The 23,588-nt window shown below is 40.8% G+C and carries 19 protein-coding genes and 2 tRNA genes; 8 read left to right on the top strand and 13 right to left on the bottom strand.

The annotated features are described in order from the left end of the window. Positions 1–114 precede the first annotated feature (114 nt). The 5 genes from KG708_RS02700 to KG708_RS02680 form a co-directional block, all read right to left on the bottom strand. The gene (locus tag KG708_RS02700; RefSeq protein ID WP_213608012.1) at positions 115–1,449 is read right to left on the bottom strand and encodes an IS4 family transposase; all 1,335 of its coding nucleotides are present in this window, start codon (positions 1,447–1,449) and stop codon (positions 115–117) included. Between the two features lie 121 nt (positions 1,450–1,570). Then, entirely contained in the window at positions 1,571–2,812 is a 1,242-nt protein-coding gene (locus KG708_RS02695) for an amidohydrolase family protein (protein WP_213608011.1), read from the bottom strand. A gap of 12 nt (positions 2,813–2,824) precedes the next feature. After that, complete coding sequence (locus tag KG708_RS02690) at positions 2,825–4,207, bottom strand: amidohydrolase (RefSeq protein WP_213608010.1); 1,383 nt, start codon at positions 4,205–4,207, stop codon at positions 2,825–2,827. Positions 4,208–4,307: 100 nt separating this feature from the next. Beyond that, positions 4,308–5,093, bottom strand: coding sequence for a hypothetical protein (locus KG708_RS02685; RefSeq protein ID WP_213608009.1), 786 nt, complete (start codon positions 5,091–5,093; stop codon positions 4,308–4,310). Between the two features lie 37 nt (positions 5,094–5,130). Then, a complete protein-coding gene (locus tag KG708_RS02680; RefSeq protein ID WP_213608008.1) occupies positions 5,131–5,823 on the bottom strand; it encodes a DUF445 domain-containing protein in 693 nt (230 codons plus the stop codon). A 117-nt stretch (positions 5,824–5,940) separates the two neighbouring features. Here KG708_RS02680 and KG708_RS02675 point away from each other — a divergent pair, with 117 nt between their 5' ends. Then, positions 5,941–6,804, top strand: a complete 864-nt coding sequence (locus KG708_RS02675) for a fructosamine kinase family protein (RefSeq protein WP_213608007.1) — start codon at positions 5,941–5,943, stop codon at positions 6,802–6,804. 72 nt (positions 6,805–6,876) lie between these two features. Further along, a complete protein-coding gene (locus KG708_RS02670) occupies positions 6,877–7,080 on the top strand; it encodes a CPXCG motif-containing cysteine-rich protein (RefSeq protein ID WP_008464077.1) in 204 nt (67 codons plus the stop codon). On the opposite strand, the gene KG708_RS02665 is transcribed toward KG708_RS02670, so the two are convergent. Next, the gene (locus KG708_RS02665) at positions 7,077–7,703 is read right to left on the bottom strand and encodes a riboflavin synthase subunit alpha (protein ID WP_213608006.1); all 627 of its coding nucleotides are present in this window, start codon (positions 7,701–7,703) and stop codon (positions 7,077–7,079) included. The genes KG708_RS02670 and KG708_RS02665 overlap by 4 nt on opposite strands. A 192-nt stretch (positions 7,704–7,895) precedes the next feature. Here KG708_RS02665 and KG708_RS02660 point away from each other — a divergent pair, with 192 nt between their 5' ends. The 4 genes from KG708_RS02660 (at position 7,896) to KG708_RS02645 (ending at position 11,005) form a co-directional block, all read left to right on the top strand. Beyond that, on the top strand, positions 7,896–9,251 hold the full coding sequence (locus KG708_RS02660; protein ID WP_213608005.1) for an MATE family efflux transporter: 1,356 nt from the start codon (positions 7,896–7,898) through the stop codon (positions 9,249–9,251). Then, positions 9,229–10,278, top strand: a complete 1,050-nt coding sequence (locus KG708_RS02655; RefSeq protein WP_213608004.1) for a DUF3080 family protein — start codon at positions 9,229–9,231, stop codon at positions 10,276–10,278. The genes KG708_RS02660 and KG708_RS02655 overlap by 23 nt, the downstream gene beginning before the upstream one ends. A 235-nt stretch (positions 10,279–10,513) precedes the next feature. Further along, positions 10,514–10,590 (top strand) — tRNA-Val (locus tag KG708_RS02650). Between the two features lie 338 nt (positions 10,591–10,928). Further along, a tRNA-Val gene (locus KG708_RS02645) sits at positions 10,929–11,005 on the top strand. A gap of 1,168 nt (positions 11,006–12,173) precedes the next feature. On the opposite strand, the gene KG708_RS02640 is transcribed toward KG708_RS02645, so the two are convergent. Then, a complete protein-coding gene (locus KG708_RS02640; protein ID WP_213608003.1) occupies positions 12,174–12,671 on the bottom strand; it encodes a transposase in 498 nt (165 codons plus the stop codon). Positions 12,672–13,168: 497 nt separating this feature from the next. On the opposite strand from KG708_RS02640, the gene KG708_RS02635 reads away from it, so the two are divergent. After that, positions 13,169–13,969, top strand: coding sequence for a transporter substrate-binding domain-containing protein (locus tag KG708_RS02635; protein ID WP_213608002.1), 801 nt, complete (start codon positions 13,169–13,171; stop codon positions 13,967–13,969). Between the two features lie 14 nt (positions 13,970–13,983). Here the strand turns inward: KG708_RS02635 and KG708_RS02630 are convergent, their stop codons facing one another. Beyond that, positions 13,984–14,907: a hypothetical protein gene (locus KG708_RS02630; protein WP_213608001.1), complete on the bottom strand. Its 924-nt coding sequence runs from the start codon at positions 14,905–14,907 to the stop codon at positions 13,984–13,986. 195 nt (positions 14,908–15,102) lie between these two features. On the opposite strand from KG708_RS02630, the gene KG708_RS02625 reads away from it, so the two are divergent. Then, positions 15,103–16,002, top strand: coding sequence for a transporter substrate-binding domain-containing protein (locus tag KG708_RS02625; RefSeq protein ID WP_213608000.1), 900 nt, complete (start codon positions 15,103–15,105; stop codon positions 16,000–16,002). A gap of 42 nt (positions 16,003–16,044) precedes the next feature. On the opposite strand, the gene KG708_RS02620 is transcribed toward KG708_RS02625, so the two are convergent. From KG708_RS02620 to prpB, 5 genes are all read right to left on the bottom strand, one after another. Next, complete coding sequence (locus KG708_RS02620) at positions 16,045–17,343, bottom strand: diguanylate cyclase (protein WP_213607999.1); 1,299 nt, start codon at positions 17,341–17,343, stop codon at positions 16,045–16,047. A gap of 224 nt (positions 17,344–17,567) precedes the next feature. Continuing rightward, the gene (prpF, locus tag KG708_RS02615) at positions 17,568–18,743 is read right to left on the bottom strand and encodes a 2-methylaconitate cis-trans isomerase PrpF (protein WP_213607998.1); all 1,176 of its coding nucleotides are present in this window, start codon (positions 18,741–18,743) and stop codon (positions 17,568–17,570) included. A gap of 12 nt (positions 18,744–18,755) precedes the next feature. Further along, on the bottom strand, positions 18,756–21,365 hold the full coding sequence (gene acnD, locus KG708_RS02610; RefSeq protein ID WP_213607997.1) for a Fe/S-dependent 2-methylisocitrate dehydratase AcnD: 2,610 nt from the start codon (positions 21,363–21,365) through the stop codon (positions 18,756–18,758). Between the two features lie 127 nt (positions 21,366–21,492). Beyond that, a complete protein-coding gene (prpC, locus tag KG708_RS02605; protein WP_213607996.1) occupies positions 21,493–22,617 on the bottom strand; it encodes a 2-methylcitrate synthase in 1,125 nt (374 codons plus the stop codon). 23 nt (positions 22,618–22,640) lie between these two features. Further along, positions 22,641–23,519 carry a methylisocitrate lyase gene (gene prpB / locus KG708_RS02600; protein WP_008109898.1) on the bottom strand — a complete coding sequence of 293 codons (879 nt, stop codon included), beginning with the start codon at positions 23,517–23,519 and terminating at the stop codon, positions 22,641–22,643. Positions 23,520–23,588 lie beyond the last annotated feature (69 nt).

Genomic DNA, 23,588 nt, shown 5'->3' with positions numbered 1-23,588 from the left:
CCAAAGAGCGTCTTTTTTGTGCCTAATACCAATTCGCTTATTTAAGTGGTTTACTTTGCGAATTGGTATAAGTAAAAGGTAATCGTAAAAAAGGCCGCTAATGCGTAATGCCAGTCAGTTAAGCTGACTGGTATTTTTTCTCTTGTTAGATGGGTATTTAGATGGCTTGGGTTTGACCCACCGTTTATAGCACCTATCTTCGCGCCGCCTTGGCAATTTAAAGTAACCTAACTGCTCTATTAATAGCGCGTAGTGCTTTGGAATATTCCCCGCTGATGTCAGTGGTATCGTTGCAAAATATTGGGTGACTGCCATTGAGCAACTCGCAAAACTAAGTTGATTTGGTATTACACTATCAAGCTTACTCGCAGCTTCTGTCATCGCTTGTCTTATGAGGTTATATGCGAGTAATATCCCCCACAATTCTTGCTCTATCATATCGGGCCGCTTGCTTCTCAAGGTATATTTACTGTTCAATAGTGTTTGTTTCATTTCTCTAAAGCCCAGCTCTATTTCCCAGCGATAACAATATAATTCAACCATTTCCTCATTTGGAAAGCGCATTGGGTCAATCATAGACGTCAAAATGCGATAGGTTTTTCCTCTAATTGTTTTTGTAACTAAGCGAGCCTCAACATGAGTAGGTAAGTCACTGAATTTCTTTCTAGATTGCGGGGTAGACGTCAGTCGTATCTGTAAGTCATTAGGGCTTATTTTCTTTATCACTTCAAATTGAAGGTCTTTGCGGGCGGGTATCATCCAGTGCCTTTGTTTTCCTGCTTGTTGCCAGCGACTCAGTAGCCCAAGGGAATAATACCCTTTATCAAATATCGTTAACGAGTTATCTGGCGTTTGCTCAATGAGCTGCTCAGCTAATCGCATTTCACTCGTTCTATAATCAGAAAATGCACTGTTGATGAGTTGGTGGCTGGTGACTTCCATATGGCAGACCATACGTATTTTAGGAAAGATATTTTCACTGTGCCCATTGCTTTGGGCTTTAAATGTTTCATGATTTTCAGGTGTGTCTGTTGTCCGCCAAACAACACCATCGACAGCGAGTAAATTGAGCCCCGCCCATGTTTCAAATTTATCGCTCTGGTAACTTTGCTTTGCCATTGCTAAGAATACTTGCTTAACAGCTTCTGAGCCTAGACGTTGCCTAGCTTGCACGATTGCACTGGGTGCTAATAAAGGTTTTTTATCAGGTAACATAATGTCCATTTGAGTTGCTATATCCCAAACCGAACGTTGCCTAAATAAGCTCATGCCAATGATTGACCATAATACAGCTTCTAAGGGGAGGCGGCGCTTTCTAACAGTTGCTACGCCAGCTTGTTGAAAAGCGTGTTCAATTAATTCTGGGGAGAGTATTTCGGCATACTTTTCAAATGTGTTAAACGTGTTGCATGCATCGAGAGTGGAAGCTAATTCATGAGCAAGTTGCATAAAAAAATCCTATGACCTGTGATCATAGGATTTTGATCTCATTTTACCGATCGTCAAGCTTTTTCTTCCTTAACTGATCGGCATTACGCTAATGCGGCCTTTTAAATTCAACTTAAAAAGTTTACTTTGTGTATGCGCGTGGCATGTTTGATTCTGTTGTATAGCGCTCACGCAGTTTATCTTGGCGAGATTCAGTACTAACCTCAACACCATTAATAAACATTTTATTTACGTGGCTGCTCAGCTCAAATGGGTCGTTACTCCACATTACAACATCAGCGGCTTTACCTACTTCTAAGCTACCGGCATTAATGCCAAATACATCAGCAACATGTGAGGTCAGTGCTTTTAATGCGCCTTGCTGGCTCATACCGTAAGACACTGCGTTACCGGCATCATAGCGAAGCTGGTAAACATTATGGCTGGCATCGCCACCCACAGTTAGCAGTACTTTAACACCTGCTTTTTCTAGTATGCCGGCATTATTTAAGCTTGCATGTAATGAATCAAAACTGCCTGGTAAGTTATCCATTGCACTGATGATCACAGGAATACCCGCCTTTGCGATACGATCTTTAACAACAACCGCATCTTGTGCACCATTGAGTACAATATTTACCCCAAACTGCTGTTTCACTTTTATCAGTTCAACAATATCGGCCGCGCGCGACACACTAATTAATAATGGCATGTCACCGTTAAGTACTTTGGCCATTATTGTATCTTCAGCACTTGGCTTAGCGTCGTCTTTTTTAGCTTTTTTACTCTGCTTGGTCTTGTGTTCATCAAGTTTATTAATAAGTCTTTGCAATGTTAAAGCACGCGAGCCTTTATTGCGTTCACCCAAATGCACTACTAATGCAACCTGGTTTTGCAACACACTTTCAAAGCTCCCGCTTAAATCAACAACACTTGCAAGACCTGCAAAAATGCTATCACCACCGTGTGGAGTGATCACATCACGGGTGATCCCACCTTTACGAGCATAAGGAATTAAGCTTGAACGCGGGTTAAAAGCCAAGCTTGGATCAAAATCAATACCCGCTTTGTCATCACCGGCATCTCGCGACCCCGAAACCGCACCCACTTCAACTAAGCCTAATTGATTAATACTGGCAATAAAACCCGGGGTAACTATTTTACCCTGTGCATCAATAATTTTATCCGCTTTAACATTATCAGGATTTATCGCCGTTATTTTGCCGTCATTTATTACAATACTGGCAGATTCTAATATACCTTGCTCTGTGGCTGTATGTAATGTTGCATTAATAATAGCCAGTGATTGCGCGCTTACCGCACCTGATGCCAGTAACCCTGCAGCAACCAGAGAAAGCGAAAACGAACGTGATAATTTTTTCATTCTGGGTGCTCCTTATTGTTGACCTAACATAAAATCACTTTTTGCCTGAAAAGCGCTGTCGTTTCTATCGTAAACTTTTGCACCATCCACAAATACTTGCTCTGCTTTAGCATAAACACTAAATGGGTTTTGATTCCAAATAACCACATCTCCCTGCTTACCCACTTCTAAAGAACCTGTTTTATCCTCAATACCGAGTGATTTAGCGGCATTTGCCGTGATCCACTTAATCGCATGTTGCTCAGAAATATCAAAGCCATTTTGGTTCGCACTGTACATTACTTTTGCTGCTTCTTGGTTTAAGCGTTGAATAGTGGTGTCAGAGTCTGAGTGTACTATCGCACATGAATTCTTAACGGCATCAACAATGGCTACGTTTTCTTGCACCATATCGTAAGCTTCCATTTTAAAACCCCACCAATCTGGCCAAAGTGCCGCACATGAGCCGTTATCAGCAAGTAAGTCTGCAATTTTATACGCTTCAATACCGTGATGGAATGTACCCGCGTGGTAATTAAACTCTTTCGATAGGTCAATCATCATCGCCATTTCTTCAGCTTTATAGCAGTGGTTATGGATCATTACTTCGCCTTCAAGAACACCACGAAGCGTATCGTATTGAATATCGCGATGCGGCGCTTGAGGGTTTTTACCCGCAGCGTAATCGGCATCGTATTTGTCCCATGCACGCTTATACTCTTGCGCCTCAATCCATGCAGTACGATAACCTGCCATATTACCCATGCGCGTCATTGGCAGTTCGCCTTTACGACCATAAACGCGCTTAGGGTTTTCACCACAGGCCATTTTTAAACCATAGGGCGCATCAGGAAACTTCATCCCTTGCATAGTATGTGCTGGGACGTTTTTTAGAGTAACACCACGTCCACCAAATAAATTAGCTGAACCCGGCAATATTTGTAATGAGGTAATACCGCCTTCACGTGCGCGGTTAAAACCGGGATCCTGTGGCCAAATTGAATGCTCTACCCATACTTCTGCCGTATTTGGGCTGGTCATTTCGTTGCCATCTTGATGTGAATCTACTGACGGATTTGGGTAGGCCCCTAAGTGCGAATGTACATCAATAATACCTGGCGTTACCCATTTACCTTGGGCATCAATAGTAATATCTGCTTTGGCTGTTAAATCTTTACCTACTTGCTGTACTTTACCATCAACAAGAAACACATCAGCTTCATCTAAACGTTCACCCGTTCCTGTTAATACAGTCGCATTAGTGATCAATGTGCTTGATGCAGAAATTGGTTGATACGTACTTGGATATGGGTTTTTATTTATGGTTATTTTTGTATCTTGTGGGCCGCTTTCTTGGCAACCAACAAGTGCCGCTGCTAAACCAACAGCTAACAATGAGGGAGCAAATTTTTGCATGTTTTTTGGTTCTCCTGTTTTTTCAACACTGTAGCGAATGTAAACCTATAAAGCTAAAAAAACAGCTGAAAAGGCAGTTATTTAAGGTGAGTTTCTGTCATTATTTTTTTATATAATTGTTATAAAGCTTATCCAGTGCCCTTTCTGTGGTGAGCGATGGATCTTTACTAATAAAATGTTTAACCGTTCGGGTTACAAAATCCGAATTTTGCTTATGTAACTTCGAAAAGTCTTTAATCAATGTGTTGCCATCTTTAGCGGCGGTGACTTTATTATGACGATGTCGGTATTGACCTAATGCCTTATTAAAGTCCCCCTGATAGTCTTCTACTAAAATTTTATAAAAGTCACTTTTTTGCACCTTTAATACATTAATACAATAGTTAAGCGCTTCTTTAAAATCAGTAAATACAGTGCCTTCCACATCAAACTCTTTGGTTTTTTCACGCACCGTAACACGCGCCTCTTCTGTGGCGTAACTAAACCCTGTAAATGCAAGACGCTGTGCAGCCTCTTTGCCGAGCTTCATACCTGCTTGAATGCTGTGTGCAAATTCATCGCTCATATCACTAAGCTCGCTTTCTTCCCACATATTATAAACACGTAATGGCTTGGCATACTTGTTAGATAATTTCTTTTTAAGCTTACTAAAACGCTCATCAATGGTCATTAAACGTTCATTATGAAGTAACGCATGGCATTCATAACATGCTGCTATGGCTATAAAATCAGCCTCTTCACCTAAATCTATAATGCTTTGCAGCATATGCAATGGCGGACAGTGATCGCGCTCTGTTGCCTCACAACCACAATAAAAGCACTGATTAAAATGCTGTTGCTCACACGCGTAGGCTTGCTGATAGTAACTTGCTAACGTTTTTCGCACCCTTGCTCCTTATACTCTTTTTAAGCGGCTTAACAGCCTAAATAATTGCTGCAATTAAGCCAAATAAACCACCAAATACACCACCCCACACAACGAGCCAACCTAAGTGCTCGCGGATCATGGTTTGAATAATTTCTTTCACCATTTTAGGTGTAAGCTCATCTAAACGCTCATCAACTAATTTAAGCACCGTATTATGTAAACTTTCTGCGTTATTGCCTTTCGCAAGCATATCGCTTAGTAATGCTTTAAAATCATCGGTGTCGCTTATTTGTACCAATGATGATTGCATTTTTTCAATAAACTTTTCTCGCATTGGCTCAACGGCTTGTGTACCGCCAAACATGGCCAGCATGCTACCAAATTGAGATTGTTCTATCACTACTAACAAATTATCAAACGCCGGATTTAAATCCACTTTATAAATAACCGACTCAAAATCAACTGTTGGCTGCGCCTTGCTTAGAAGCTTGTCTATTTTATGCTCAGAAAAAAACTCGGTAAGAATTAAGTTTCGTATCGCCACTTTAAAACTTTCAAACTTAAGCGCTATAACACCCGAGCCGTATAAAAACGGAACTTTTTCAAATAGCATATGAATAGCAAGTAAGTTTGTAACCGCACCAGAAAGTGCAAATAAGCCCACAGAAAGTACTAGGGCTTGCTCAAATACAACACCAATAACAACACAGCATGCTGCTAAAGAATTAGTAATAAAACTTTTATTCATTTTTTATTCCACAACAGTGATTTATAGCTTTAGGATTTAATTTTACACTGATTAATTTGTTAATTTAATCTCTTTTTGCCATAGTTGATTTACAGGTTTAAAAGGTAAGCAATTGTTATGTGGAATACAGTTAATCAACAGATCAGCCAAGCTATCCATTACGAATTTAAACACACTCAAAAACGTCAGTTGCAAAGCTCATCAACCGATAAGTTATTTCATTTAAGTAATGGCACGCACAATTACTTAGTTAAAATAGCAAAAAAACATGAGCTTGAGCGCTTTGAAGCACAAGCTCAAGGTTTAAAACAACTTACTCAAAACAGTGTGTTTATGATACCCGACTGTATTACTACTGGCGCCAATATAGAATATGCGTTTATTGTGTTAGAGTGGTTAACACTTGATGAGCTTCCTCACACCCATTGGTCAACTATGGGCAAACACCTTGCTATGTTACATCAAAAGCATGAGCAAGCGATGTTTGGCTTTGATACTGACAATTATTTAAGCTCCACACCTCAACCAAATCAGTGGCATAAAAAGTGGGATGTATTTTTTGCAGAAGAGCGAATTGGTTGGCAATTGCAACTATTGGCAGAAAAAGGCATTGTACTGGCAGAGCCAAACCAACTAATAGACCAAGTAAAAGAGCAACTGCATAACCACCCTGTTTTACCATCATTATTACACGGTAACTTCTGGCGCGGTAATATTGGATTTGTTAACACGATCCCAACTCTATTTGACCCTGCTTGTTATTATGGCGATCGGGAGGTCGATATTGCCATGAGTGAGCTTTTTGCACCCCTACCTGACGATTTTTACAGTGCTTATAACCAACACTATCCTTTAGCTCAGGGTTATGAGCAACGTAAACTTGTTTACCAGCTTTACCCTATTTTAAACAACGCCAACATTTATGCTGGGCATTATCTAAATCAGGCCAAAGAGCACGTTGATAAACTACTAAACGACTAAACTTAAATAAATGCAGTAAACAAATCATAAAGACTATACTTAACGGTAGCTAAATTTTTTAGGCCGTTAAGCATGAAAGACTTTTTATCACAACGTATCGCCTGCCCACATTGTGGACACCATATTCATTTAGACCTTGATGCCAGTATGGGCGATCAAGACTACTATGAAGAATGCAGTGCTTGCTGTAATCTAATTCATTTAAATATGCATATAGACTATGCACGTAATAAGTTAGAGTTACACGTGGACAGCGATGACGAACAAATATTTTAGCTATGTTGACGCATGTAGTTTTCGACAGTGTTTATAATAGTGTATGTTTGCTGATCAACTTCTATATTAAGTTCATCACCTACAACGGCTGCACCTAAATTAGTAATATCGAGTGTTTCTGGTATTAAGTGTAACCAAAAGCCATGCTCATCAATATTGCCAACCGTTAAACTGGCGCCATTAATAGATACAAACCCTTTGTATAACACATATTTTTGCCATTTTTTTGGAAGGCTAAGCTGCATTTTGTAGTTATTTTCTAGTTTAACTATTTGCACTATTTTGGCAGTACAATGAATATGACCAGAGACTATGTGCCCACCCAGCTCAGTACCAAACGACACAGAACGCTCGTAATTGACTAAACTACCCAATTCCAGTTGTCCAAGGTTAGTAAGCTGCAAAGTTTCGTCAATAACATCAAAATGCACTTGAGCCACTACATCTTGATTAATACGCTCTACTTTAACTACCGTTAAGCAGCAACCATTTATAGCGATGCTAGCACCTAAGTCTAAATGCTTTACGTATTGCTCATTAACAGAAACGACTAAACGTAATACACCCTGCGTATGGGTTCTAGAGACTACTGTTGCTTGAGTTTGAATAATACCGGTAAACATAAAAATCGCTTCTCTTTCTAACAAAGTGCTAGTTTAACGTATCAATCGCTAAAATAATTCACTTAATAGCACTTTTATTAGCAACAAAAGTAAGCTTATGCAGCAATTTAATAGATTCGCTGATTGTCTACATAGATAGAGCAATCACAATAGATTACAATGCGGCTATGTTTTTCTGAATAGCTGTTTTTTATGACTTTTTGTAGTTGGGAAGCTAAACGTTTACTTTCCCTCGCCTTTCCCGTTTTTTTAGCACAAGTGACCTTAGTATTAATGTCAGTGGTTGATACCATTATGGCCGGACAAGTGAGTCCAACCGATCTCGCTGCACTGTCAATTGCTACAGGAATATGGAACCCAATTTTATTAGCAATACAAGGTATTTTATTAGCCCTAACGGGAGTCATTGCTCAATTTGCGGGTGCTAAAGACCGCAACGGCATTAGCCATTATTTTCAGCAAGCGCTTTATTTAACGCTCCTTTTGAGTATTGCAGGTTTTTGTGCTGCCCAGCTTGCCAACACCGTTATTTTACAACTTGATACTAGCCCGGCGATTGCGGGACTTGCTTTTGATTACATTCATTTTGTTAAATGGGGTGTATTTGGTTTTTTAATTTTTACCGTGTATAGAAATATGACCGAAGGCATGGGGATGACCAAGCCTGCGTTTTATATCAGCCTACTCGGGCTTGCGGTAAATATCCCACTCAATTATATTTTTATTAAGGGCTTATTTGGTCTACCCGCATTTGGGGGCGCTGGCTGTGGTATTGCCACCGCACTGGTATTTACTGTAATGGCTATTGCGCAAGTTACTTATTGCCAGCTGAGTAAAAAAATAGATGCCAAAGGCTTATTAACTGGCTTTGAAAAACCCAATTTTAAAACCATTGGTATTATTACCAAACTCGGTATTCCTATTTCACTCGCTACTTTTTTTGAAGTGACCTTGTTTGCCTGTATTCCCCTGTTTATTGCGCATTTGGGTGCGGTGGCTGTGTCTGGCCATCAAATTGCAGCCAGTGTGACTGCACTTTTATTTATGATGCCATTGAGCCTCTCAATTGCCATTAGCATACGCATTGGTAATTTATTTGGTCAAAATCATTTAGAACAATTAAAAGTTGCAGTATCAACAAGTTATATTATGGCGGCTATGGTTGCGTTGTTTATCGCTTTTATTACATTTATAGGGCGTGATGTGATTAGCCAATTATATAGCGATAGCCCTGCGGTACTTGCGCTTGCTTCATCAATTATGATTTTAGCCTGTATTTACCAACTTCCTGATGCATTACAAGTAGCTGCAAACGGTATTTTACGTGGTTTAAAACACACAGCGCCGATTTCGTATATTACTTTTATTTCTTATTGGTTAATCGGCTTTAGTTTAGGCTACGTATTAGCAAGAACAGACATGATAGTGCCAGCAATGGGCCCGCATGGTTTTTGGATAGGCATTATCGTTGGCTTATCAGTTGCAGCTATACTACTGATGCTGACCGTTCATAGGCGATTTAAACGTGAACCATTTATTCTCACTTAAACAATCAATCTATACCAAACTGCCGCTTAATTGGTTATTAGCGGCATGTTGTATGGTGCTTTTGGGCTGCTCAGAGCAGCCCAGTGAGGCAAATAAAACCTATTTGTCTCGCTTAAGTAATACCTTACAAACGCCTAAGCCACACACAAAGCCACTGCAACAATTAGCCTTAGTAGAGCCAGTTGAAGCGTTGCAACCTGCCATTAAAATTGGCATAACTGAACTAGCTGGTATTAGCCAATGTAAACTTAACGTTCTGATAAGCGAGCATAATAATCAATTAGGCAAAACAGCCACCGCTGCTAGCCAATTGAAGTACCAAATAGATTTTATTCAAAGCGCGCAAAACTGTTTAAACACCTTAAATAAACAAAGCAACGTTCACAGTAAAATTGCAGCGGCAAAAACCCAGAAACAAACTCAGCTCGCTCATTATTTTAATAATGTTTTATATAGTGAACCTGAACTGAGCAGCACTTGGCAGCTCACTGGCCAAGAACTCAGCACCCAACCAGCTGGGTTTAGCGACACAGTTGAGGCGCTTAAAAAGCTAACGACCATAAAACACCAAATAGAAACGAAAAAGAGTATGGCAATAAACAGCGATGATATTTTGTCAGCGCTTGAACCGCTCAACAGATACAAATTTGACCAACAGCTTATTCAAGCTGCGCGAGAACAAATTAGCTTAAATCATACAGCAACCCAGTTTGTAAATTCATTAGTAGTAGAAGATATTTGCCCTAAAGGGAAAAACAAGCAGCAGGCTAAAATTGTCAGTAATATATTTAATAAATATTATTTAAAACAAATACAGCCTTATCAAGCACAGCTGAGCGGTTATTTAGAAACATTGCAGCCGCTGTATATGCAACTATGGTTTAATCAAGCAGTAAGCAGTGAAGCGATAAATGCCCTACTTGACCCAAACTCTAACAACTTACTCTCTCAGCTAAAAGCGTCAGCAAAAGAGCATGTTATCTGGTGGCAAAAATTTTATAAAACGTGCGAAATCAGTCCAATATGAATAAAAAAACGGCAAATAAACTTAAAAACCATAAACATGCTTGATTCACCACTCATCACGCTATATATTAGCGACCGTTGTTAAGCAATTAACAATTCTTAAATACAGAAGTACGACTGTAGCTCAGTTGGGCGAGATTGGACCGAAGCGAAGCTTCGCAGCCTAACGAGGTGGAGGCAGGACGCCGACAGGATGAAGCTTCATGGATGAATTAAATAGTATGTAAACTTACAGTACGACTGTAGCTCAGTTGGTTAGAGCACTACCTTGACATGGTAGGGGTCGGTGGTTCGAATCCACTCAGTCGTACCAAAATGAGTAAATGCTGTATTTAAAGTACGTTGAAGGAAAGAGCACTACCTACTCTTGAGCACCCAGTCCAGGGGTCGGTGGTTCGAATACACTCAGTCGTACCAAAATGAGTAAATGCTGTATTTAAAGTACGTTGAAGGAAAAAGCACTACCTACTCTTGATCACCCGGTCCAAAGGTCAGTAGTTCGAATCCACTCAGTCGTACCAAAATGAGTAAATGCTGTATTTAAAGTACGTTGAAGGAAAGAGCACTACCTACTCTTGATCACCCAGTCCAGGGGTCGGTGGTTCGAATACACTCAGTCGTACCAAACAAAGTTTAAGAATTTCATATTGTACGACTGTAGCTCAGTTGGTTAGAGCACTACCTTGACATGGTAGGGGTCGGTGGTTCGAATCCACTCAGTCGTACCAATTCAAAAAAACACCTCAAGAAAAAGCACTACCTACTCTTAATCACCCGCTCCAAGGGTCGGTGGTTCGAATCCACTCAGTCGTACCAATTCAAAAAAATACCTCAAGAAAAAGCACTACCTACTCTTGATCACCCGGTCCAGAGGTCGGTGGTTCGAATCCACTCAGTCGTACCAATTCAAAAAAACACCTCAAGAAAAAGCACTACCCACTCTTAATCACCCGGTCCAAGAGTCATTGGTTCGAATCCACTCAGTCGTACCAATTCAAAAAACACCTCAAGAAAAAGCACTACCTACTCTTAATCACCCGGTCCAAGAGTCGATGATTCGAATCCACTCAGTCGTACCAACTCATAAAAAGAACGTAGGTCGATTAAGTAGCAAAGCCACGCCACCCGACGTTGGATAAACTCCCGACATTGGTTAAACTCCCTAAATTGGTTAAACACCCGACGTTGGGTAATCTCCCAAAATCAAAAAGCACCCACATATATAACACCGTCGCATGACACCTCTGGCTTATCCAACATCGTCGGATGACGCCTTTGGCTTATCCAACCTACGTTGATTGTGGGAACGTAGGTCGGTTAAGTGGCGAAGCCACGCCACCCGACGTTGGATAAACTCCCGACATTGGTTAAACTCCCTAAATTGGATAAACACCCGACGTTGGGTAATCTCCCAAAATCAAAAAGCACCCACATATCCAACACCGTCGCATGACACCTCTGGCTTATCAAAGATCGTCGGATGGCGCGCCCCGAACTTATCCAACCTACGTTAATTGTTGGGAACGTAGGTCGGTTAAGTGGCGAAGCCACGCCACCCGACATTGGTTAAACTCCCTAAATTGGTTAAACTCCCTAAATTGGATAAACTCCCTAAATTGGATAAACACCCGACGTTGGGTAATATCCCAAAATCAAAAAGCACCCACATATACAACATCGTCGCATGACGCACCGAGCTTATCCAACATCGTCGGATGGCGCCTCCGGCTTATCCAACCTACGTTGATTGTTGGGAACGTAGGTCGGTTAAGTGGCGAAGCCACGCCACCCGACGTTGGATAAACTCCCGACATTGGTTAAACTCCCAAAATTGGACAAACTCCCAACATTGGATAAACTCCCAACATCAAAAAACGCCTACATAAAACGTATTAATTATTCCCCGCACCAATTACGGCTGTATATTCCTGATGCGACCGCTTTATGAAAGCTTGAATAAGGCCAATCAATCACCCGCTCAACCAAGCCATGTTTAAGCGGGTTAAAATGCACATAATTTACATGGTGCCAATAATCACGTTCATCAACAATAGTATGCTCCCAAAAACGGCGCTGCCAAATCCCTCGTTCATTTTTATTAACGCGTGCGAGTGATAAATATTCGTTTTTAGGTAACCCTTTAGAAAAAGGTTTTTTAATTTCACGCCAACGACCAGAATAATCGCTATCACCTTTTGGTAAAGTTAACACTGCATGCATATGATCAGGCAACACCACCCACGCATCAATATAAAATGGCTTATGCATTTTTACCCAGCGCACAGCCCCACGCAATAAATCAATATGCTCCACCAATAATGACTTTTTACGATCCTGCAAATTAACCGTAAAAAAATACGTTCCTCCTGGTTGATAGTTTCGACGATACCTCATAAAAAATCTCCTTATAATGAACGACCAATACCTCTGGCTTATACAACATCGTCGGATGGCACCTCTGGCTTATCCAACATCGTCGGATGACGCCTTTGACTTATCAAACACCGTCGGATGGCGCCTTTGACTTATCAAACACCGTCGGATGGCGCCTTTGGCTTATCCAACATCGTCAGATGACGCCTCTGGCTTATCCAACATCGCCGCATGACGCCTTTGGCTTATCCAACATCGTCGGATGGCGCCTCCGGCTTATCCAACCTACGTTGATTGTTGGGAACGTAGGTCGGTTAAGTGGCGAAGCCACACTACCCGACGTTGGGTAAACACCCGACATCGAATAACCACCAAACATTAAACAAAAGCATAAAACCTACTTATAACGCTAGAAAAAATTACTCCAACAGATATTTGTTTGATAATTTATATTTTGTTACTAAATAAGTAGTATGTAAGCTAAAATGTCATAGAAAATATTGAAGGCTTTTATACCTATGAAGTTATCTTTTTTTAGTACATTAGCACTGCTAATTTGTTTGATTAGCCAAGCACAAGCTAAAACCCTGGTTAAAGTGGGTGGCTATGAATTTCCTCCTTATGTAGAAATTGTTAACGGTCAAGCCTCCGGGTTTACTGTAGATCTTATTTTAGAGCTTAATAAAATACAGTCTGACTATCATTTTGAGCTTGTGCTCACCACACCTATTCGGCGCTTTAAAGATTATCAGCAAGGTTTGTTCGATGCGGTCTTTTTTGAAGATCCAAACTGGGGTTGGCTGCAAGACAATCATGTAATAAATAACTCTCCTGTCATCGCAACAGATAGTGAAGTCTTTATTGCCTTAAAGCAGTTTGCAAAATCACAAACTTGGTTTGATAACTTAGATAATAAAACCATTATTGGCATTTTGGGTTATCACTATGAGTTAGCAAACTTTGAAAGTAACCCTTCAATACTTGAAAAAGACTATAAGATGAGGTTACTAAGCAACCACAAAAAAAGCATTGAATTAGTCCTAAAAAAACGTAGCGATACTGCTATTGTCACTCGTTCTTATTTAAATCAATACCTTAATAACTATCCAAAAAATAAAAAATTATTGCTTATATCAGAGCGCGTTGCGCAAACCTACAAGCACCAGCTGTTAATTCGCCCAACACACCAACTTAATATAAACACACTGTATGAGCTGGTAATAAAAGCACTTTCACAAAACAAATTATCAGCTAGGTTAAAACAGCTAGGACTTCAACAGCACAACGCTAACCATACAAGTTATCTTAAAGTCCCCTAATCATTTATGATTAATTAATGGCTGTAATTAGAAAACTGACTATTTTCATTACCAGTAGCAAATTCAACTAAAGTCATCAATAAATCACTGTGTTTATGGGTAAAGCCAGTATTAGAAAGGCGTTTTTCTAGATAGGCAGTAAAGTTTTTTCGCTGCTGTTTTTGGCTATGTAGCTTTATTAACAACTCAGACTGTTTTTGATTTATTAATCGCGTATCGTATATCGGGTCTTCGTCTGGCCAGTTCTCTACAGGTGAGCCTTTTTGTTTAAATACAAAGTCACTAAGCGAACGCTCTATTTGATTATAATCGTGCTCACCTAATAGTTTTTCAATTTCTTTTAATAAGCTTGAATACAAAACACGCGGGAAAAGCTTATAAAAGTCATGATTTTTGAACGGCTCTCCTGAGGGAGTTTGCTGCCAACTATGAAAGCTTACACGCAGTGCGTGTACCAAAATACGCCCTACATAATGGCTTTTTTGGAATGAGACACCTTGTGACTCTAATCGCGATAGTACATGGTTTAAACGTTGCTTTAAGCTACGTACTTCTAACTGTAACTCGCTTTTTTGTGCCTCTAGTAATTGTATTTCTTCAGCGCTTGTTGTTATTTTTTGTTCTAGCTTATTTATTTTCAGTTGCGCACCATGAAACAAATCACGGGTATCATTAAGCTCAGCCATTACACTGGCATTTTTTAATTTAATATTAGAATGACCGTCAACAGTATAAGTTGTTATTTGCTTGCTATGAGTAAATGCTTGGTTTAAAGAATTTTCTAGCTTGCTTTCTATTACTTTCCCTGACTGGCTGCCTTTAAGTAAAGAATTTAAAGTTCTAGAAATATGCTTTTGATACCAATGTTGGATCTGCTCACACTGCACATCAGATAAATTAGCAAACGGATTGTCTTCACTTATTGGCTTATTAGCCATAAAAATTCCTTCTAGTAAAAAGACCTTTAGTTTTATGTCGTATCAAAGTTAAATTACTCATCTTTACATGTTAATAGCTATCGCTTTTTAAGGCTATATTTAATTGTTTGTATACTAAAAGAACCTCACTATTTGAGTTGTTTATTCCAAATAACGCACTACACTTAAAATTAAAGATAAAAATGCATTATCCTTATGAGAATTTTTTTAATCGCTGCCTTAGTACTATCATTTTTCACTTACGCACAACCTGCGCCAGTGACCTATACAGTCGACAATAAAAACATCACGCTTCCTGGCGAAAAATACAAAAGCGGCTATGGCTATAATTTAAAAGCCGATACAGTTCTTCGCTTAGTTACACTCAATTGGCCCCCCTACATAGACGATAACTTATGCAATAAGGGCTGGTTATATCAACTCACAGTAAGCATGTTAGTAAAACGCGGCTATGGTGTACATATAGAGTTTTACCCTTGGGCGCGTGCAGTGCGTGAAGCTGAACTAGGCAAAGCTGATATTTTATTTCCTGAGTATTTTATTAGTGACGATGTAATGTCAGAAAACATTTTAACCAAAACACGTAATCAGTTACTCGCGTTATCTGAGCCCATTCCTGGTGGCGACTTATCATTTGTGGCACTTAGAGATCACAGTATTAATTACAATGGCAGTATTGAGTCTGTAAAAAACAGGGTTATGGGGGTGGTACGTTCATATAAAAATAGTAAAGAATTAGATCAACTTATTGAACAAGGCGAAATAAAAACCATCGTTGCTAACAGTGAGTATCAGCTTATTCATTTGCTTTTAAATGGTCGCGTTGAGCTTATTGTTGCCGACTTAGAAGTACTAAAAGCCAGTATTTATAAATCGCCTTTATCAAACAAAAATAAAAAAATGATGCTTAATGCCCTCGTTGCATTAACGCCAAGCATAGAATACAAAGCCTTGTATTACGAAGTCAGCAAAAGCACGCCTAATTGGCAATTTATCCTAGATGACATTAACGCAGAGATAGCAAGTATGCGTGAAAATAATGAATTAGAACCCTTTATAAAAAGCAAAAAACTGCAGTGTTATAACCTCGATTAAACCCTGGGCAGCTAAAGTTAAGCGACCCTGTTTCAGTTTTATCTACTCATAATCTAGGCTTTGGTTAAATACCACCGTTTGGTCCCGTCCGGTTGTTTTTGCATTATAAAGTGCTGTATCGGCATTTCTTAATAGTCCCTGCAGCGAACACGACTCAGAAGTCAAACTTGATACACCACTGCTTATTGTATAACTCACCTGCCCGCCACTTGATAACTGCACTGGGTTATCTTTTAAATGATCTTGCAACTTTGCTAAGGTTTTAACAACGGTACTGACACATTTGGTAGGCGAAACAATGCAAAACTCTTCTCCTCCTAAACGGGCTATAATATCGTCACTGTCACAAAATGATTTAAACGTAGCAGCTATGCTTTGCAACACACTATCTCCGCCTTCGTGGCCAAATCGATCGTTAATGCGCTTAAAGTGGTCTATATCTATCATCGTAAGGGTTAAGTGCTGGCTGTCTTTAATACACGCATCAAGTGCAAGCTTAGCTGTTTCCATAAACCCTCTTCGGTTGAGTAAATTAGTAAGCGGATCTTTAATGGTTAAATCTTTTAGCTGTGCTTGATACTGCTTCATTTTAGTAATATCGCGCTCAATCGCAGCATAGTAAGCCAACTCACCTAACGCATTTTTTAATGGAAAAATATTCATATCAATCCAATAAGGCTCACCTGATTTTTTATAATTTAGTATTTGCTCAGATACTTGCTGTTTATTTTCTAGCGCATGCCTAATTTTATCGCGTGTCGCTTGTTGAGTTTTAGCGCCTTGTAAAATGCGCGGCGTTTTACCTCTAACTTCATCTAAATGATAACCAGTTATTTTAGTAAACGATTGGTTTGCATAAACAATTTTAGGGCCATCATCAGTAATAGGGGTTGCCTCGGTTACTAAAATAACGTCGCTGGCTAATTCAACAATTTCTTTAAATGGAATAGCTTGTTTTTGATGAGTAATATCGATAAAAGTGACGACTATTTCAGCAATGTTGTTCTGCTCGTCAAACTCTGGATAAGCGTTACATAGCACCCATGTAATTTCGTCGCTTGAGCTATCACATATACCTATTTCAACATTCATCAGTGGTTTTTGGGTTTTAATAACAACACTAACAGGATAATGAGAACTCTGCAGTGGTTGACGAAATTCATCCAGTAATTTCCATTTACTATCAAATGAGTCGCGCCCTAACGCTTGCTCTTTTGTTAAACGTAAAATATTTAAAGCCGCAGGGTTTGCATACAAAATTCCTGTGTCTGGTGCATGCACGACCACACCGGTTTGTAAATTTTGTATCAACCTTTCTGCATTTAGCCTTGATAAATCCATTAACAACTCCGTAAACACGTACTTCTAATAAACAGCTATAAATGTAGGTAAGCGTTTTTAATATAAGTGAATATTTACCGACATAACAGAAAAATACTGCTATTTATTGAATAACCCTCAACAAAGTGTATTTTACAACCTATTGAATGACTGAATAAAAAAACCGCAAACTAAGTTAAGTTCGCGGCTTATTATTTTACTATAGTACGTATTTTGGGTGCTAGTTAGTCATAATCAAATGGCGCTCTTACCCAGCCTTCCATTAATACACGTGCGCTGCGGCTCATACTCGCTTTAGTCACTTGCCATTGACCATTTGTAACAACCGCCTCTGCACCTACTTTAAGTGTGCCCGATGGGTGACCAAAGTTAACCTCGTTAATAGCACCGCCACCAGCGGCCAAATTAACTAATGTTCCGTCAATTGCGGCTGCTGTGCCAATAGCTACCGCTGCGGTGCCCATCATTGCATGGTGTAACTTACCCATTGACATTGCACGTACTAACAAATCTATATCGCTTGCATTAACCTGCTTACCACTTGATGATTTGTAATTAAGCGGTGCAGCCACAAACGCCACTTTAGGTGTGTGTTGGCGTGCTTGCGCTTCATCAATCGTATTAATTAGTCCCATTTTTACCGCGCCATAGGCACGAATGGTTTCAAGCTTAGTGAGTGCGGCTTCATCAGCGTTTATATCATCTTGTAGCTCAGTACCGGTATAACCAATATCGCTGGCATTTACAAAAATAGTGGGAATACCTGCGTTGATCATGGTTGCTTTTAGTATACCTACACCGGGTACTTCTAAATCATCAACCACATTACCTGTAGGAAATAGCGCACCGTCGCCATCAGCTGGGTCAATAAACTCAAGCTTTACCTCAGCCGAAGGAAACGTCACACCATCTAACTCAAAATCACCGGTTTCTTGTACTTCACCGTGAGTCATAGGTACATGCACTAAAATGCTTTTTTTAATGTTTGCCTGCCATACGCGTACAACAGCAATGCCATTATCAGGCACGCGAGATTTATCAACTAAACCGTTGCTGATGGCAAACGCGCCCACGGCAGAGGTTAAGTTTCCGCAGTTACCACTCCAATCAACAAACGGTTTATCAATGGCGACTTGGCCAAATAAATAATCAACATCGTGATCGGGTTGTTCACTTTTACTTAAAATAACTGTTTTGCTGGTGCTTGAAGTTGCTCCGCCCATACCGTCTGTTTGCTTACCATACGCATCTGGGCTACCAATAACGCGTAATAATAAGCTATCGCGCGCCGCACCTGCCACTTGGGCAGGTGCAGGTAAATCGGTTAAATTAAAAAACACCCCTTTACTGGTGCCGCCGCGCATGTAAGTTGCTGGCACTTTAATTTGTGGTTTAAACATAAACGTGTGTCCTTATGATGCTTGCGTGGCTTCTAAAAAGTCTTGCGCAAAGCGTTGCAATACACCGCCCGCGGCATAAATAGAGAGCTCTTCTTGCGTATCTAATCGGCATTTCATCGGTACATTTAATACTTCGCCATTTTTACGGGTAATAACAAGCTCTAGGGTTGCGCCTGGTGTGGGCTCGCCCTTCACGTCATAGCTTTCACTACCATCTAGGTTAAGTGTTTTACGCGTTGTACCTGGTTTAAATTCAAGCGGCAATACGCCCATACCAATTAAATTAGTACGATGTATACGCTCAAACCCTTCGGCTGCAATAACCTCAACACCAGCAAGTCTTACGCCTTTTGCTGCCCAATCGCGCGAAGAGCCTTGGCCGTAATCAGCGCCTGCCAAAATAATAAGTGGTTGTTTACGCTGCATGTAAGTTTCGATAGCTTCCCACATACGGGTGTTTTCACCTTCTGGCTCTATACGCGCATACGATCCTTGCTTAACGTCACCGTTTTCATCAAGTACCATTTCATTAAGTAGTTTAGGGTTAGCAAAGGTGGCACGTTGCGCGGTTAAGTGATCGCCTCGGTGCGTAGCGTATGAGTTAAAGTCTTCTTCTGGCACATTCATTTTAGTCAGGTATTCACCTGCCGCACTGCTGGCCATAATCGCATTAGAAGGTGATAAGTGATCGGTTGTAATGTTATCGCCAAGTACTGCTAACGCGCGCATACCTGTCATACTGCGATCACCTGCCAATGCTCCTTCCCAATAAGGTGGGCGGCGAATATACGTACTCTCTGGGCGCCAATCGTATAGAGGGTCGTTATCTTCGCCGTAATCAACGGTTAAGTTAAACATTGGCTCGTATACTTTTCTAAATTGCTCTGGTTTTACGCTTTGTTTGATAACCACATCTATTTCTTCATCAGATGGCCATAAATCTTTTAAGGTTACATCGTTACCTTGTTGATCTTTACCGAGTATATCTTTTTCTATATCAAAGCGAATGGTGCCCGCAATTGCATAAGCAACTACTAAAGGTGGTGACGCTAAAAACGCTTGCTTTGCATACGGATGAATTCGGCCATCAAAATTTCGGTTACCCGAAAGTACAGCCGTTGCATATAGGTCGCGATCAATCACTTCTTGTTGAATTTTAGGATCAAGCGCACCACTCATGCCATTGCAGGTAGTACAGGCAAAACCCACAATACCAAAACCGAGTTGCTCTAATTCAGTAAGTAAGTTTGCATCTTCAAGGTACGATTGCACCGCTTTAGAGCCCGGTGCCAATGACGTTTTAACCCATGGTTTACGTGTGAGTCCTTTAGCGTTAGCATTTCGTGCCAATAAACCTGCCGCAATGACATTGCGCGGGTTACTGGTATTAGTACAACTGGTAATAGCGGCGATAATACAGGCGCCATCTGGCATTAAGCCTTCTTCGTTCTCAACAACACCCGAAATACCTTGCGCAGCTAAATCGCTAGTAGATACACGACGATGCGGATTTGAAGGCCCTGCAATGTTGCGCCCTACGCTTGATAGGTCAAATTTAAGTACGCGATCGTATTGAGCGGTTTTTAAGCTATCGCTCCATAAACCTGCTGTTTTCGCGTAGTTTTCTACCAAGGCAATTTGCTCTTCATCACGACCTGTTAAACGCAAATAATCAATGGTTTTATCGTCTATATAGAACATAGCGGCCGTTGCGCCAAATTCTGGGGTCATGTTTGAAATCGTGGCTCTGTCGCCAAGCGTAAGTGCATCAGCTCCTTCACCATAAAATTCAAGGTAAGTCGATACCACACGCTGCTCGCGTAAAAATTCGGTAATCGCCAGTACAATATCGGTTGCAGTAATGCCAGGTTGGCGTTTACCGGTAAGCTCCACACCCACAATATCTGGCAAGCGAATGTATGATGCGCGCCCTAGCATTACGCTTTCGGCTTCAAGGCCACCTACGCCTACAGCAATAACACCTAAAGCATCAACATGCGGGGTATGGCTGTCTGTTCCCACTAAGGTATCTGGGAAGGCAATACCGTCACGGTTTTGAATAACCGGCGACATTTTTTCAAGATTAATTTGGTGCATGATGCCATTACCCGGTGGGATCACATCAATATTTTTAAACGCTGTTTTGGTCCAGTTTATAAAATGAAAACGGTCATCGTTGCGTCTATCTTCAATGGCGCGGTTTTTTTCAAATGCATCGGGATCAAAACCTGCGTGCTCAACCGCTAATGAATGATCCACAATTAGTTGAGTTGGTACAACCGGATTTACTTTTGCAGGATCGCCGCCTTTTGCAGCAATAGCATCACGCAGGCCCGCTAAATCAACCAGTGCGGTTTGGCCTAAAATGTCATGACATACAACGCGTGCTGGGTACCACGGAAAATCTAAGTCTTGTTTACGCTCAATTATTTGGCTAAGCGCATCGGTTAACATATCGGGCTCACAGCGGCGCACTAAGTTCTCGGCAAATACACGCGAGCTGTAAGGTAATGTAGCGTATGCGCCTGGCTTAATCGCATCAACCGCGGCTTGGGTATCGTAGTAATCAACATTTGAGCCTGGTAATGGCTTACGGTATTGGGTGTTATTAATAATGGTCATAATAAATTCGCTAATTTGGTGACGTGGTTGATCAAGACAGGCTTTAGATTAGAAGATGTATTGTTTGCATAATTTGCTAAAGCCGTAAAAGGTGAGTTAGTAACTCACCTTTGTATGGACTATATAATTATCTTGATTCGATTGGCGTATAACTACGTGCATCTGGCCCTGTGTAATCGGCACTTGGGCGAATAATACGGTTGTTAGCACGCTGCTCTTTTACGTGCGCTGTCCAACCAGTTACACGGCTCATTACGAAGATAGGCGTAAATAACTTGGTAGGAATACCCATAAAGTGGTACGCCGATGCATGGAAAAAATCAGCATTACAGAATAACTTCTTCTCACGCCACATAACTTCTTCACAACGAACAGACACCGGGTAAAGCACCTCATCACCCACTTCCGCCGCTAGTTTTTCAGACCACTTTTTAATAATCACATTACGCGGATCCGACTCACGATAAATAGCGTGGCCAAAGCCCATAATTTTATCTTTACGCGCAAGCATACCCATTAATGCATCTTCAGCTTGATCGGCGCTGGTAAAGCCTTCAATCATATCCATGGCGGCTTCGTTGGCACCGCCATGCAGTGGACCACGTAAGGTACCAATTGCGCCAGTTACACAAGAATGGATATCAGAAAGCGTTGATGCACACACACGACCGGTAAAGGTAGAGGCATTAAATTCATGCTCTGCGTACAAAATTAGCGATACATTCATTACTTGTGCAAATAATTCGCTTGGCGCTTTATCGTGTAATAACGTTAAAAAGTGTGCGCCTACTGAATCGTCATCGGTTTGCGTTTCAATACGCACACCGTCATGGGTAAAACGATACCAATAACAAATAATACTTGGGAAAATTGCCACCATGCGGTCAATTGCATCGTTTGCTTGGCTAAAATCATTTTCCATTTCAAGGTTACCTAACATAGAACAACCTGTACGCATTACATCCATTGGGTGTGCGTCTTTAGGAATGTTCTCAAGCACTGTTTTTAATGCATCGGGTAAGCCGCGCAAGCTTTTAAGTTTAGCTTTATACTCTGCCAGTTCGCTTGATGTTGGTAACTCACCACGAGAAAGTAAAAACGACACTTCTTCAAACTGTGCTTTTTCAGCAAGCTCGCTAATATCGTAACCACAATACGTTAAACCAGAACCCGTTTGCCCTACTGTACACAATGCTGTTTGGCCTGCTACTTGTCCGCGTAAGCCTGCGCCGCCTAATGCTTTATCTACCATGATTCTCTCCTATTGAATTTTTATTATTTGTCAGATTTTGCTGAAAAAAGGTTATCTAGCGTGTTTTCGTACGAGTGGTAATCTAAAAAGTCGTAAAGCTCTGCACGAGTTTGCATATTTTCAATTTGGCTCTGTTGAGAACCTTCATTCAAAATAGCTGAATACACATTAAGTGCTGCTTTATTCATTGCTCTAAACGCACTTAATGGGTAAAGCACCATTTCTACGCCCACATCACTCAGTTGCTCTTTGGTGTAAATTGGGGTTTGGCCAAACTCAGTAATGTTAGCCAAAATAGGCACATTAATGGCTTTACTAAATGCTTGGTAATCAGCAAGGTCATGAACCGCTTCTGCAAAAATCGCATCAGCGCCCGCTTCAACACACGCAGCTGCACGGTCTATCGCCGCATTTAAGCCTTCTTTTTGAAACGCATCGGTACGCGCCATAATATAAAAATCGCTATCGGTTTTAGCATCAACCGCCGCTTTAATACGATCTACCATTTCAGCTTGGGTAACTATTTCTTTATTAGGGCGATGGCCACACCGCTTTTGCGCCACTTGGTCTTCAATATGAAAACCGGCTGCACCTGCTTTAGTCATTTCTTTAACGGTACGGGCAATATTAAACGCCCCACCCCAACCTGTATCGGCATCCACTAACAAAGGTAAATCGCTAGCACCGGTAATACGGCGAATATCTTCAAGTACGTTATCAAGGCTGGTCATCCCTAAATCTGGCATACCAAATGAGGCATTAGCCACACCCGCACCCGACAAATAAATAGCCTGATGACCCATTTTTTCAGCCATCATCGCGGTATACGCGTTTATAGTACCCACAACTTGTAACGGGTGGTTATTTGCAATTGCCTGTTTAAATTTTAATCCTGCTGACATTACCTTCTCCTAACTTTGAACGGGGCTGCTCTTTGGCAACTTAGTATTTTTTAAAAATGTTACACCTGT

This window comes from Pseudoalteromonas sp. (assembly GCF_018402495.1).
Taxonomy (GTDB): domain Bacteria; phylum Pseudomonadota; class Gammaproteobacteria; order Enterobacterales; family Alteromonadaceae; genus Pseudoalteromonas.
The sequence above is the reverse complement of the archived record's forward strand: the minus strand, read 5'-3'. Positions and strand labels throughout refer to the sequence as shown.